Source organism: Limimaricola litoreus, assembly GCF_024159025.1.
Classification (GTDB): Bacteria; Pseudomonadota; Alphaproteobacteria; order Rhodobacterales; family Rhodobacteraceae; genus Limimaricola; species Limimaricola litoreus.
Genome location: NZ_JAMYXC010000183.1, coordinates 17,018 through 30,473, shown reverse-complemented (window position 1 = coordinate 30,473; position 13,456 = coordinate 17,018). Strand labels below are relative to the sequence as shown.

General features: G+C 60.5%; 12 protein-coding genes and 1 tRNA gene. 5 read left to right on the top strand and 8 right to left on the bottom strand.

The window, feature by feature from the left end; translation table 11 throughout:
* Nucleotides 1-845 (top strand): sensor histidine kinase (locus NHG85_RS11960; RefSeq protein ID WP_253332664.1); only part of this gene is annotated, 845 nt, incomplete at its 5' end.
* A 19-nt stretch (nt 846-864) separates the two neighbouring features.
* Here NHG85_RS11960 and NHG85_RS11955 read toward each other — a convergent pair.
* Nucleotides 865-1,842 carry an asparaginase gene (locus NHG85_RS11955; RefSeq protein WP_253332662.1) on the bottom strand — a complete coding sequence of 326 codons (978 nt, stop codon included), beginning with the start codon at nt 1,840-1,842 and terminating at the stop codon, nt 865-867.
* Between the two features lie 673 nt (nt 1,843-2,515).
* Between NHG85_RS11955 and NHG85_RS11950 the strand changes: the two genes are divergently transcribed.
* Nucleotides 2,516-2,761, top strand: a complete 246-nt coding sequence (locus NHG85_RS11950) for a hypothetical protein (RefSeq protein ID WP_253332660.1) — start codon at nt 2,516-2,518, stop codon at nt 2,759-2,761.
* Nucleotides 2,762-3,321: 560 nt separating this feature from the next.
* On the opposite strand, the gene NHG85_RS11945 is transcribed toward NHG85_RS11950, so the two are convergent.
* The 4 genes from NHG85_RS11945 to NHG85_RS11930 form a co-directional block, all read right to left on the bottom strand.
* Nucleotides 3,322-4,212 (bottom strand): hypothetical protein, encoded by an 891-nt coding sequence (locus NHG85_RS11945; protein WP_253332658.1) that lies wholly within the window; start codon nt 4,210-4,212, stop codon nt 3,322-3,324.
* A gap of 247 nt (nt 4,213-4,459) precedes the next feature.
* Nucleotides 4,460-5,074, bottom strand: coding sequence for a hypothetical protein (locus NHG85_RS11940; RefSeq protein WP_440339877.1), 615 nt, complete (start codon nt 5,072-5,074; stop codon nt 4,460-4,462).
* A gap of 555 nt (nt 5,075-5,629) precedes the next feature.
* Nucleotides 5,630-6,387, bottom strand: a protein-coding gene (locus NHG85_RS11935) for an IS5 family transposase (protein ID WP_253332654.1) whose coding sequence is annotated in 2 segments (ribosomal slippage) — nt 5,630-6,051 and nt 6,051-6,387 — 759 coding nt in all. Because the reading frame shifts where the segments join, the coding sequence is not laid out codon by codon here.
* 61 nt (nt 6,388-6,448) lie between these two features.
* Entirely contained in the window at nt 6,449-7,942 is a 1,494-nt protein-coding gene (locus NHG85_RS11930) for a hypothetical protein (RefSeq protein ID WP_253332652.1), read from the bottom strand.
* Nucleotides 7,943-8,674: 732 nt separating this feature from the next.
* Between NHG85_RS11930 and NHG85_RS11925 the strand changes: the two genes are divergently transcribed.
* A protein-coding gene (locus NHG85_RS11925) for an IS3 family transposase (RefSeq protein ID WP_253332650.1) occupies nt 8,675-9,900 on the top strand; the annotation gives its coding sequence in 2 pieces (ribosomal slippage) (nt 8,675-9,026 and nt 9,026-9,900; 1,227 coding nt in all).
* Nucleotides 9,901-9,986: 86 nt separating this feature from the next.
* Here the strand turns inward: NHG85_RS11925 and NHG85_RS11920 are convergent.
* Both NHG85_RS11920 and NHG85_RS11915 read right to left on the bottom strand, forming a co-directional pair.
* Entirely contained in the window at nt 9,987-11,168 is a 1,182-nt protein-coding gene (locus NHG85_RS11920) for a DUF6538 domain-containing protein (RefSeq protein ID WP_253332648.1), read from the bottom strand.
* Nucleotides 11,169-11,229: 61 nt separating this feature from the next.
* Nucleotides 11,230-11,315, bottom strand: a tRNA-Leu gene (locus tag NHG85_RS11915).
* A 192-nt stretch (nt 11,316-11,507) separates the two neighbouring features.
* Between NHG85_RS11915 and NHG85_RS11910 the strand changes: the two genes are divergently transcribed.
* Together NHG85_RS11910 and NHG85_RS11905 are read left to right on the top strand one after the other, a co-directional pair.
* The gene (locus NHG85_RS11910) at nt 11,508-12,251 is read left to right on the top strand and encodes a rhomboid family intramembrane serine protease (protein ID WP_253332647.1); all 744 of its coding nucleotides are present in this window, start codon (nt 11,508-11,510) and stop codon (nt 12,249-12,251) included.
* Nucleotides 12,248-12,625, top strand: coding sequence for a GFA family protein (locus NHG85_RS11905; protein WP_253332645.1), 378 nt, complete (start codon nt 12,248-12,250; stop codon nt 12,623-12,625). The genes NHG85_RS11910 and NHG85_RS11905 overlap by 4 nt, the downstream gene beginning before the upstream one ends.
* Nucleotides 12,626-12,630: 5 nt before the next feature.
* On the opposite strand, the gene NHG85_RS11900 is transcribed toward NHG85_RS11905, so the two are convergent.
* Nucleotides 12,631-13,425 carry an inositol monophosphatase family protein gene (locus tag NHG85_RS11900; protein ID WP_253332644.1) on the bottom strand — a complete coding sequence of 265 codons (795 nt, stop codon included), beginning with the start codon at nt 13,423-13,425 and terminating at the stop codon, nt 12,631-12,633.
* Nucleotides 13,426-13,456: the final 31 nt, after the last annotated feature.

Genomic DNA, 13,456 nt, shown 5'->3' with positions numbered 1-13,456 from the left:
CGCGGCTGCTCGGGCGGCCCGCCGCGGAGGCGCTCGGCCAACCCGCCGAGCGGGCGGTGGCGCTGACCGACAGGCCCGACTGGTTCGCCCGGGCGATCCGCGACGCCAAGGATACGGCCGAGATCGTCTTCGAGGCGAGCCAGCCCGACGGGCGCGAGCTCGAGGTCACCATCGCCCCGATCGGCACCCATGGCCTGCCCGGCGTCTCGGAGGACTGGTCGGTCGTGCTGCGCGACGTCACCCGCCGCAAACATGCCGAACGCCGCCTGAAGGTGATCCTGGGCGAGATGCGCCACCGCATGAAGAACACGCTCGGCGTGGTCGCAGGACTGGCCCGGCAGACGCTGCCCCAGTCCCATGCCGAAGGCTTCGTCTCGAGGCTGCAGGCGCTGTCGGCCGCGCATGACGCGCTTGGCGAGGAAGGGGCAGAAGACATGCCGAGCGGCGCGGCGGCCGCCGACCTGCGCATGCTGATCGACACCGCCGCGCGCACTGCGGGCGATCCGGCGCGTTTCGAGATCGACGGCCCGGAGGTGCGGCTCACGGCCCGGCAGGCGACCTCCTTGTCGATGGCGCTGCACGAGCTGGTCACCAATGCGCTGAAATACGGCGCCCTTTCGTGCGAGACGGGCCGGGTGCGGATCGACTACGGGCTCGAGGAGGCGACGGGGCGGCTGTCGCTGCACTGGCGCGAGCGCGGCGGGCCGCCGGTGGTGCCGCCGACCCGGCGCGGCTTCGGCACCAAGATGATCGGCATGGTGCTCAAGGCCGAGCTGGGCGGCGAGATCGATTTCGAATTCGCGCCCGAGGGCTTCTGCTTCGAGATGGTCTTCCCGACCCGCTGACGCCCCGCCTCGGGCCCTCTTACGCCCACGCCAGCGCCTGCGCGATCTCCTCGCGCCCCGCCCCCGCCGCCAGTAGCGCCGACAGCAGCAACCGGGCCTTGAGCCCCGTCAGCGTGCCGGTCAGCAGACCGCCCGCCGCGACCAGCGTGGTGGCGCCGCTGTCGCCGCCATAGACCGCGCGGGTGCGCCCCTCCGCGCAGCGCGAGGCGATGAGCACGGGCACACCCGCTTCGGTGAGCCGCCCGACCGCCGCGCCGAAGCCGCGCGGCGCGTTGCCCCGGCCGAAGCCCTCGATCACCACGCCGCGCGCGCCGTTTTCGGCGCAGAAGCCGAGGAAGGCCGGCGTGGTGCCGAGCGCGAGCCGGAGCAGCTCCACCTCCTCGACCAGCCCCGCATCGGGCACCACCCGGCGCGGACCGGGGTGGCGATCGAGATGCACCTCGCCGTGATCGACCTCACCCAGCTTGCCCAGGCCCGGCGAGCGGAAGGTGTCGGTGCGCGAGCTGTGGACCTTGGTCACGTCGCGCGCGGCGTGGATCTCGCCCTCGAAGACGATCACCGCGCCGATGCCGCGCGCCTGAGGGGCGGCGGCCACGCGGATCGCATCGGCGATGTTGCGCGGCCCGTCGCTGTCGGGATCGCCCGCGTGGCGCTGCGCCCCGGTGAAGACCACCGGCTTGTCGCCCGCCACGAGGATGTCGGCGAGATAGGCGCTCTCCTCCATCGTGTCGGTGCCGTGGGTCACGACGACGCCGGCGCAGCCGGGGTCGTCCAGCGCGGCGCGGATCGCGGCGACGAGGCCATGGGCGTCCGAGAGCGTGAGCGCGAAGCTGTTGAGTTCGCGAAACTCCTCGACCCGGACCTCGACCCCCTCAAGCGGATCGTGCAGCTTTGCCAGAAGCGCGCTCCCGCCCAGCCCGGCGACGACCGCGCCTGCCTCTTCGGAGTGCCGGGAGGCGATGGTGCCGCCCGTCGAAATCAGCGTGACCCCGGTCATGATGCGTCCCTCGTCCGTGTCGGTTCTGGTGCCCGTGGCCTGCCGCAGGCAGGTTGCGGGCTTTGGTTCAGGTCCTGTTGCAGGCACCCATAGCGCTGTATTTCCCAGCAAAACAAGGCCTAGCCGTATTCGCTCGGGGCGGTCAATAGGCGCGAGCGGTGCCACGATAAGTGCCACGGCTGATGAGCGCCGTGTTTCGAGGCAGGCTCACCACGGGGATGATCGCTTCCATCCATTCGGCTGCTAGATAGACCGATATGGGGGCAGGCCACTGTAGGAGTCATAAGCAGGTCGTGGAGAGCCACCAGTTCGCTTGGCACCCTGTTCCTGCGCAAGGAGCGAGGCGACTCTGTGGAGGCCTCTCTGTGGCCCTCTGGTGATGCACGGGCATGGTGGGGGCGAGTGCCACCCCGGGGGGGACCCGATGGCGTATATAAGGTCGGCCCGAGAAGGGGCATTTTGGATCGTCAACCCGAACGGTTGCTCGGACATGACCTGATGCCCAGCGCGGTCGAGGCCTAGACGGGGCGAGATCTATCGCTGGTGACAAAACCTTTAATGGGCGGGGGAGGCAGCTTGAAGCTTCTAAGTCCTATTAGTATGGGGAGAGCGCCCCCCGGCAGGCCCGCCCCCTCACCCGAGAGAAGTTCTCGCCTCAGCTCCGGAGATCAACATGACCGAACACCTTCAAGGCAAGCCGAATGCGCGTGAACGCCGCTATCACCGCTTCTTTCAAGTTGTCGAGGCCGTCGTAGCTGAGATCCAAGCTCACCAATGGGCTGATACGGAGAAGAGCCATCGTAGGCTGCTCGATGAACGGATGGGCTACGTGTTAGATGCTTCTGGCAATGTGAAGAGGCGTCTCATGTCAGTTGAGCCTAATCTTAATCGGATCACCGCAGAACGGGAAGATGAATAAGAACAGAGCCTCAAAGACTTTGAGGCCTCAATGATAAAGCCCTTGGTGAGTTTCTTATGGCATAGAGAATCCAGTCCAGACGGATAAACACTTTCCTCACTCTTCCTAGGGCTGGTATGAACTCAGATTAGGATTTCGAACAGCTTCGAATCATTGCGCCAGTTTCAGGGATTTAAGGTCAGTGCCGTCTCCCTAGAAGATCCTTATAAGGCCCTCGGCTCCAGAGAGCTTCCTACGGGGCGCAAAGAGCATGTCGATATTTCTGCGGATCGGGCAGGTATGGGATGGAAATTCGCTAATGGAAGGATGGCAAAACCTGCCACTGAAAATGTGCGATATATTTAAATTGCGTTATCAACCTAAACTTCTTCGCTCTTAAGAGAGTCGCTCCGTAGATGACCCGCTTGTTGCGCAGCGTGGAAGGATAATTTTATTTCCACCGCTTATGTGAGCGACAGAGCTGCTTTGAGAACCATAAGTACATAGCCTCGTAATAAATCCGCCCCAGGATTCCATCAAAAGAAGCAAGGGCTTTGACTTATGTGGTGATATCGATATGTTTAATTTTTTGTGAAATTAAGCCGATCCCATAAGCTGGGAGATTTAAGTCGAGCAGTTGTCACGGGAAGCCAGTGCCAGCGAATCTTTCTGATATACCTACGCAGCGACCTTCTCCCCCAAAGCTTTTCGATATCCTGGCATATTTCATCGCTACTCACCCGTTGCACATCGTAATGTGAAATTACTGAGGAGCTTTTTCCTTTCATATAGGCCTCAGTGCTTGAGAAAGCCCGTTCAGCGCCGAGTAGCATTGCAGCTCGAAGCACATCGGGTTGCACCCGCCAAACATCGTATATTCTTTCTAGTAGCACAAATTGCGACCTTACCTGAGATACTTTTATTTGCGGTTGCTCGCGTTGAATGACCTTTAATGCACGATGCATTCCGAACAAGTAGGCCTGCTCAAGAGATGGGCTTGCCATATGAGTTGCAAATGATACTCCTTTCGCCGACAATACTATCTTTCCTCCTGGAACATAGGGATCTGGATCAACGAAAAGTCGGTCACTGATTGTATTCCACATCACACGATTCGAGAAGATGTGCATCCCCATTATTGCTCTTTGAGAAGGCCAGTCCTCAAGAGAGCATACCAAGTGGTCTAAGTCGTTTACTGACGAAAAAATGCCACATATTTCCTCTACGACAGTGCTTCTGGTAAACACCATATCCGCATCCAGCTTAATGAAGATATCGAAATCGCCTGATGACTCCATTACTGTTTGGTATAGGGCATTGTGCGCCTCCCAATTCCCGAGGCCAGAAAACACCTTGTGAGTTATATCTGCGTGGGTTTGACGTTTAATTGATTCTAAGCAGCTTGGGAATTCATTCTCCCCAGAGTGCAGTGTTAAAATCATTACTTTCATCTTCAAATCTTCAAAATCCATCTAAAGCCCCATGGGTCTTTGCCTATGCGCTTTCACTTGCAGGTTCTCTAAAAAAGAATATATCCGCCAACTACATCGCACTAAGCTATTTTGAAGCGAGGCGAAAATTTACAACATATAATGGCGATATCTTGCTGAGAGGTGGCCCCAAACAAGTGAAACCCCCGTTCGTGCAGTCGGCCTTAACCCAATAAAGCACCATGCAATCAAGCTCTATTAATTATTGAGCTTACAGGCTAGTGGCTTGCTAAGGGGTCCAGGTTGGCGCAGTATAGCCAAAATCTTCGATGTCTTTTTTACATAGGATTTCTATTAATAAAATGGCCTCCGGCGTAATCTTGTATAGGTTCAGATCTTCCTTAGGATTGCGGCCGCTTTTTTTTGCATTTACTTTTCGGAATGTGTTCAGTAGCTCCCCTCCTAGGCAGAGCTTTTCTGAAAGTTGGCGAATGCCATTTTCGAAATCCTCAAAGCGTATCATATGATCTATGACGCTAACTCCGTCTATCTCAGTAATTCGACGGTTCTCAACCAATCGTTCTGGCATATCTGTCAGGAAGCGTCCAAAGGTCATGGAGAGTGGGTCTATCTTGTTCTGCTTTAGGGTGAATCTATATCGGCTCAGCGCATAATCAAAAGGGTCCCTAACAATCGCTATCTTTAAGTAGGAGCTAAATATATCGGCGCCAACACGACTTCGGATAGCTTTGGCGCGCATGTGATCAAAATAATACGTTGAAGGATGTTGATGAAACGGGTTCTTGCGCTTGATGAAATGCAAGCTTGCATCTAGAACTTCCCGACGTTGACGCTTGCGCCATGGCTTGAGGTAATTTTGGGGAGGGCGTCCGCCATGTTTCAATCTAAGGATCTCGTCCTCATTCCCATGAGTGAGGGAGTAAAGCGGTGTAATAATATCTTCTGGCCCACAAAACTTTGACAGCGCTATTTCGAAAGAGGACCCTGCAACTTTAGTTGGCTTGATGAATATGCACTTTAGTTTGTGAGAAACTATCATGGTAATGCTTACATGTTGGCAAAGGAATTAGGTAGATTTATTGCCGATTGCAATTTATAGGTTTTGTTTAAGCATGGCTGTGCCGTGAAGAAGCTTTATAGGGAGTTGGTATTTACCCACGCCAACTCTTCTATAGCACACTACTGTTTCTATTTTCCGCGGCATCCCCCAAATTTTTTTTATTGCAGAAGTGGTGGCAGCTTGATTATGTTTAGGTCACTTACAGATCTGCAACACCTCCTTTGGCTCCGACGACGTAATCAACTGCTTTGACGTGTGGTTCGAAATAATTGGTACTGCATGGATGGCCATCAGTCGAGGCCTTTGGTGCTTCTCAGTTGCCGCCGTCTCGGTTGGGTAGTTGGGCTGTGTCGCACTAGGATCAGGACTCATTAACCTTCAAAGCCAGAACACAACGGTCACTGCCAAGGCGATGGCAGATAGGAACACCTTCGGGCATCTGTCGTAGCGCGTGGCAACCCGCCTCCAGTCCTTCAGGCGCCCGAACATGATCTCGATGCTGTTGCGGCGCTTGTAGCGACGTTTGTCGTGCTTGACGGGCGTGGCACGAGATTTCCGGCCCGGGATGCAGGGCTTGGTCCCCTTGTCCTTCAGGGCCTCCCGGATCCAGTCCGCATCATACCCTCGGTCGGCAAGCAGCCATTCTGCGTCGGGCAGGCTGCTCAGCAGCGCTGCAGCCCCAGTATAGTCACTGGCCTGGCCGGCAGTCATGAAGAACCTGATGGGGCGTCCGTGAGTATCAGTGACGGCATGCAGCTTGGTATTCATGTCGCCCTTGGTGCGTCCGATCAGCCGACCACGCCCCCTTTTTTCAGCCGCAGGCTAGTCGCCGTGCGGTGGGCCTTGAGGTAGGTCGCGTCGATCATGACCGTCTTTCTCTCCGGGCTTTCAGCGGCCAAGCCTTCCATCATCCGGGCGAAGACGCCCTTGTCACTCCAGCGTTTCCAACGGTTGTAGAGGGTCTGGGGCGGACCATACTCCTTCGGGGCATCGCGCCACCGCAGACCGTTGCGATTAACGAAGATGATGCTGCTCAAGACCCGCCGGTTATCGACACGCGGCTTGCCGTGGCTCTTCAGAAAGAAGGGCTGCAGCCGGGCCATCTGCTCGGCCGTCAGCCAGAAAAGGTTGCTCATTGATCATGCTCCTCGGGGAGCCTGAATCACGCAGCCTCATCAAGATCAAGGGGTCCTGAGCCTAGGCTTTGCGCTGGGCAAGGAAGGCATCAAGCCGTCTGTCGTGGCCTTCCATGCCCGCCTCGATCTCGCCGACGTCGCTCGTGGTCGACGGCCCGAAGCCATCAGGGTCGAGCGCCTGTTCCCTGGCCCGTGCCGCGAGGATGCGACTGAGATCGGGGTCGGTTGCCTTTAGCTGGGCGTCGACATTGCATACCGCGACAAGCGCGGCCCGCATCCGCTCGTGCAGCAGATCACGATGCCCCTCGTGAACGAGAAAGCTGTCGTGGATTGGCAGGATCGGAATACCGTTCTCGGCCAAGTCGAGCATTACCTGCTCGGCCACGTCGCTATCCGTGCGCTGTAGTCGCTTGCCAACGCCGGAATAGAAGTGCCGCGCGATGGGTTCGTGGGCAACGATGATCGCCTCCGAAAATTCGCGCCAGCTCATCCCGAAGCGGCCTGGCTCGATACCACGAGGCGACTGCCGTAATGGCTTGCCCGCGTTGAGCATTGCATTGAACGCGGCCTTGACGGTGCTGCGAAGAGCGGTTCCATGCCGAGCCTCCGTTTCACCATCGAATATGCCACGATAGCAGTCGTCGGGCGGCACCACGCCCTCTTCGGCATAGAGGATCACGGGGTGAAAGTTCGAGTAGTCGATCTCAACCATGCGTTTGCCGTTGACCAGCAGGTGACGGCGATAGGCCTTCGGGACGTTCTGCCACCAGCCACCGTAGAAACGCCCGCCAGTAGTCAGGTCCTCGTCGTTGAATACACGATGCAGGGTCCGACGATCCAGAGCCAGCGGCTTTGCCCCTTCGGGGTCCTCAGCAAGGCGCGCCTGCAGTTCGGCCAACTCGGCATCGGGGATATCAAGATCAAACCAGTTTCTGGCAAGAACACCGTTGATCCGGTCTAGGTGTTGCCGCATTCGCCCGACCTCGTCGCTATCGGGGGCCAGAAGGATCTCCTGACGACCATCCTCGTGCTTGAGGCGAATGCGGATTGGCAGGTGGGGGAGCTGGGGCGGCACGATGGCTGGCAGGACTTGCTGTTCTTCTCGCGTGAACCTTTCGATCAGCCGATCCGTGGCGCGGTAACGGGTCAGGCGACTACGGGTAGAGCCATCCTTACGGCCCTGCCGGTCAAAGACACCGTTCCGGGTCTGCTCAAGATAGCCTAGCTCTAGCATTCCGCGATACGCTCGCTGGACGTGGACGCTATAGGTCAGCTTATCGGGCGATGCCGAGCTGCTATACCATGACCCGTTAAGATGGATCGACGCCTCGCCTTTCCGCTTCCGCTGGTGGACCAAGGCCACGCTGTCCCGGATCAGCACCTCGACCGATGCCTCAAGCTTCTGAAGATCATTTCCGCGTAGCTGGCGGAGAGTTTGCCCGGTATCAGCCCATTGGTGAGCTTGGATCTCAGCTACGACGGCCTCGACAACTTGAAAGAAGCGGTGATAGCGGCGTTCACGCGCATTCGGCTTGCCTTGAAGGTGTTCGGTCATGTTGATCTCCGGAGCTGAGGCGAGAACTTCTCTCGGGTGAGGGGGCGGGCCTGCCGGGGGGCGCTCTCCCCATACTAATAGGACTTAGAAGCTTCAAGCTGCCTCCCCCGCCCATTAAAGGTTTTGTCACCAGCGATAGATCTCGCCCCGTCTAGGCCTCGACCGCGCTGGGCATCAGGTCATGTCCGAGCAACCATTCGGGTTGACGATCCAAAATGCCCCTTCTCGGGCCGACCTTATATACACCATCGGGTCCCCCCCGGGGTGGCACTCGCCCCCACTATGCCCGTGCATCACCAGAGAGCCACGGAGAGACCTCTACAGAGGCGCGTCGCTCCTTGCGCAGGAACAGGGTGCCAAGCGAACTGGTGGCTCTCCACGACCGGCTTATGACTCCTACAGTGGCCTGCCCCATATCGGTCTATCTAGCAGACGCATGGATGGAAGGGGATCGCCCCCGTGGTGAGCCTGCCTCGAAACACGGCCCTCCCTAGCCGTGGCACTTATCGTGGCACCGCTCGCGCCTATTGACCGTCCCGAGCGAATACGGCTAGGCCTTGTTTTGCTGGGAAATACAGCGCTATGGGTGCCTGCAACAGGACCACAACCAAAGCCCGCAACCTGCCTGCGGCAGGCCACGGGCACCAGAACATTGGCTAAGCGTTTGTAAATCCCGTGCACTGGCCCCCGTTTCGACCGGACACTCAGGTATAACCATGGAGGCTTAGGCATATGCCTAAGCACGTGCTTATGTCTGACTACGAAATCATCACCGACGGCGGTCGCAGGCGGCGCTGGTCTTCGGCCGAGAAGCTTCGGATTGTCGAGGAGACTCTGGAGGATGGCGCCAGCATCTCGGTGGTCGCGCGCCGCAATGGCGTGGCGGCAAACCTGTTGTATCGTTGGCGGCGCCTGATGCTGGATGGAGGAGCCGTGGCCGTGTCCGGAGATGACGACGTCACCAGCAACCGCGCTGTCCGGCAGATGGAAGAGCGCATCCGGGAACTGGAACGGCAACTCGGGCGCAAGACGCTTGAGGTCGAGATCCTCAAAGAAGCTCTGGACAAGGCGCGGTTAAAAAAACCGATCTGGCTCGCGCAGTCGCAGCTGAAGGGCGGTTCCCGGTGAAGGCCGTGGCCGAGACGCTGGGCGTCTCCCGCTCGAACCTGAATGCCCGGCTGAACGGGAGTGCGAAGCCGCGTCGGCGCTATCACAAAGCGCAAGACGCGGTGGTCCTCCCGCTGATCTCGGCGATCGTGGCGGCGCGGCCGACCTATGGCTACAGGCGCATCGCGGCGGTTCTGAACCGACGGCTTCGGGCCGATGGCGCGGCACCGGTGAACCACAAACGGGTCTACCGCATCATGCAGGCGCACGACCTACTGCTGGCGCGCAGATACACCGAGCGGCCGGAGCAGACGCATGAGGGCAAGGTCATCACCATGCGCTCGAACCTGCGTTGGTGCTCCGACGGCTTCGAGTTCACCTGCTGGAACGGCGATGTCGTCCGAGGAGCCTTCATCATCGATGCGCATGACCGGGAGATCATTGCCTGGCGGGCCGTGGTGAACGCCGGCATCAGCGGCTCGGACATCCGCGACATGATGCTGGAGGCCGTCGAGGCCCGCTTCGGCAGCTACCGAGCGCCGCATCCTGTCGAGATACTCAGCGACAATGGCTCGCCCTACGTCGCCAAGGACACCCGCATCTTCGCCCGACAGCTGGGCTTGAAGCCCTGCTACACGCCGGTGAAGAGCCCGCAGAGCAATGGCATCGCGGAGGCTTTCGTGAAGACGCTGAAGCGCGACTACGTCCACATCACGCCGCTGCCGGATGCTGTCACCGTCCTCGAGTTGCTCGACGGCTGGTTCGAGGACTACAACAGCCATCACCCGCACTCAGGGCTGAAGATGCGCTCGCCCCGCGAATTCATCGCAGCTCAAACCGCAACCGCCTGAGTGTCCGGTGAAACGGGGGCAAGACCATCCCGGCTTTTGCGCAACTAAGGCAAGGTTGTAGAGCCATTCGGAGCTAGTCTTGCCGACTAGTTCGTTGCGAGGTCGAGCCACCTGCGCAGCACGGCAACAGGATAGCCCTTACCGTATCCATGCCCGACGCCCTCAGTCTGCCAGCCACCAATTTGGTCGACGATATCAGCAGGGCATTCCACCGCCCGCAGCCGATCTCGCATCGAATGCCGGAAGCCATGCATCGTCGAGCCGTTCGAGGCGTGGGCCTTGAGCCATTTATTGAGCGAAGCACTAGCAGCATTGGCATTCATGGTGCCGGTCTTGTTGTAGCGAGGGAAGGCAATACCCGTATCACCTTGTGCTGCGAGCAGCCGCTTTACTGCCCAGTGCGCCGAGCCAACAAGCGGAACCTCTCTCGTGCTGCCAGTGGTCTTGAGCCTGCGCCATGGGTGCGGAGTGATCCGTGCCGTGTAGTTGCCGTCATCGTCCCGCACAATGTCCTCGCATAGTAGCCCTGCCGCTTCCGCAAGACGCATTCCCGTATCGGCGACCAGAGCTACCAACCACCGCAGATCATCGTCTTGGCGATAGCATTCAGCTTGCACGGCGCGGATAGCTGTGACCGGAATAGGCTGGCGATCTCTCACGCCTGCGGATCGGTCGTAGTAGACCTTTCCAAAGGGATTACTTAGCTCGATCCCCTCCTCGTTGGCGGCAAAGTTGATAATCGACCGCACGGTGCCGAAGACGCGAGTAATGCTGCTACCCGCCATACCACGGGCGATAAGCGCATCGCGGAAAGCATTGGCATCCGCCTTTGTATAGCTAACAAGCAGCTTGTCGCCACAGGTGTCGATCACGTAACCGCACGAACGCTCCGCCGCACGGTGGAACGTAACGCCCTTTCCCCTCCCCTTCAGGCGCAAATACGTCAGGACAGCCTCGGAAAGGCTCATACCGCCGACGTTGACACCATCGCCTTCGACAGGCGCTTGATCACGACCTGCCACCCCCAATCGCAGCATATGCTTGCCGGGCAGGTCCGCGTCCTGACAACGCAGGTGATACCAATATTCGTCGAGCTGGCCTGCTGCTCGCACAGCACGGGCTGCTGCCACGCGGGGCGATCTCGTTCTCAGTGAATAGGCAATCTTTGGAGACGTATAGTGACGCCGCAGCTCTATCGGGACTCGACGACAAAAGTAGAAGACACCCTCCTTGAGGAAGGTATAGGGGGCAGAAATGTGTTCCGGCATGTGCTACGGCCTTGCCTTAGTTGCGCAAAAGCCGGGATTTACAAACGCTTAGCCAATGTTCTGGTGCCCGTGGCCGGACTCGAACCGGCACGCCCCGAAGAGCAGGAGATTTTAAGTCTCGTGTGTCTACCATTCCACCACACGGGCACGGGCGCAGGCTTACGACGCCGCGCGCGGGGGGTAAAGCCATGGCCCGCTCCGTAGGCCCGGCCCGGATCCCGGATGCGTTCGCGGATCGGCGCTGCGAAGCGCCGGCGCCTGCCGCCCCATGGCGGTCGCGCGGATCATGCGCCATGCTGTGTCTGCGCCGCCGCGCCACCCACCGACCCCGAGGCCCCGATGTTCCCGATCCGCGACCACAATCCCTCGACCGGCAGGCCCTATGTCACCTGGAGCCTGATCGCCATCAACATCGCGATCTACCTGTGGATGGTGGTGGCGCTCGACACGGGCGACGACCTGGCGCGGCTCTACTACGACTGGGCGATGATCCCGGCGCGGATCACGGCCGGCGAGAACCCGGTCTCGCTGCTCAGCGCGCTGTTCCTGCATGGCGGGCTGTTTCACCTCGCGGGCAATATGCTGTTCCTGTTCATCTTTGGCGACAACATGGAGGAGCAGCTGGGCCATGGCGGCTTCGCGGCCTTCTACGCCGGATCCGGCGTCGCGGCCAATCTCGTGCAGCTGGCGGCGGAGCCCTTCTCGCCCATTCCGACCATCGGCGCCTCGGGCGCGATCGCGGGCGTGATGGGCGGCTACCTGCTGCTGTTTCCGCGCGCCCGGATCGACATCCTGATCTTCCTGGTCGTCTTCATCCGGGTGGTGCCGGTGCCCGCATGGGCCGTGCTGGCGGTCTGGTTCGGGCTGCAGGTGCTGGGCGGGATCGGCATGGACGCGGCCACGGGCGGCGTCGCCTACTGGGCCCATGCGGGCGGCTTCGCGGTGGGGCTGGTGCTGGCGCTGCCGCTCTGGCTCAGACGCGGTGGCCCGGCCTTCTGGAGCCGCACCCACGGCGTGCCGCCGCACGCCCCCGCGCCGCCACTGGGGCGCAGCAACATTCCCGTCGTGAGGAGACGCAGATGACCATCCCCGACCCCCATCACCGGCTGACCTGCCATTGTGGCGCGGTCGAGCTGCACCTGCATCTTGCCGACGGGCTGAACACCGCGCGGCGCTGCGACTGTTCGTTCTGCCGCAGGCGCGGGGCCATTGCGGCGACGGTGCGGCTCGGCGATCTGGAGGTGGTGCGCGGAGCCGAGAACCTCACGCTCTACCAATGGGGCACCGGCACGGCGCAGCACTGGTTCTGCGCGACATGCGGCATCTATACTCACCACCGCAGACGTTCGAACCCGAACGAATACGGCGTGAACGTCGGCGCGCTGGAGGGGGTGAACCCCGCCCGGCTGGGCGAGATTCCGTGGTCGGACGGGGTGAACCACCCCTCCGACCGCTAGAAGCTTCAAGCCTCGCGGGCGCGGACCAGCTTGGCGAACTTCTCGAAGATGTCGGCATTGGCCGCGACCACGTCGCCATGCTCGAGCGGATCATGTCCGTCGCGGACAGCCCCAACAAAGCCGCCGGCCTCGGTGACGATGATCATGCCCGCCGCGATGTCCCATATCTTGGTCTCGCGCTCCCAGTAGCCCTCGGTCCGGCCGGCGGCGACATAGGCCATGTTGAGCGCGGAGGAACCGTATTGGCGCAGGCCCGAAACTTCGGGCGCGATGCGGGCGAGATCCTGGATCATCGCGGGCAGCGTGCGGCGCCCGGCGCAGGGCACGCCGGTCGAGAAGATCGATTCGACCAGCCGGTGGCGCGAGGAGACCCGCAGGCGGCTTTCGTTGAGCCAGGCGCCCTCGCCCTTCTCGGCGTGGAACATCTCGTCCTTGACCGGGTCATAGATCACCCCGGCGACGATCTTGCCCTTGTGCTCCAGCGCGATCGAGATCGCCCAATGCGGCATGCCGTGCAGGAAGTTGGTGGTGCCGTCGATCGGATCGACGATCCAGCGCCGGGTCGGGTCCTCGCCCTCGATGGGGCCGCCCTCTTCGCCCAGGAAGCCGTAGGAGGGCCGCGCCTCCATCAGTGCCTCGCGGATGGTCTGCTCGGCCTGGCGGTCGGCGCGGGTGACGAAATCGCCCGGACCCTTGGTCGAGACCTGCAGCTGCTCGACCTCGGCAAAGTCCTTGAGCAGCGCGCGACCGGCGCGGCGGGCGGTCTTCATCATCACGTTGAGATTGGCGGAACGGGCCATCGGGGCCTCCTGAGGCTTGGGGCTGTCAGGC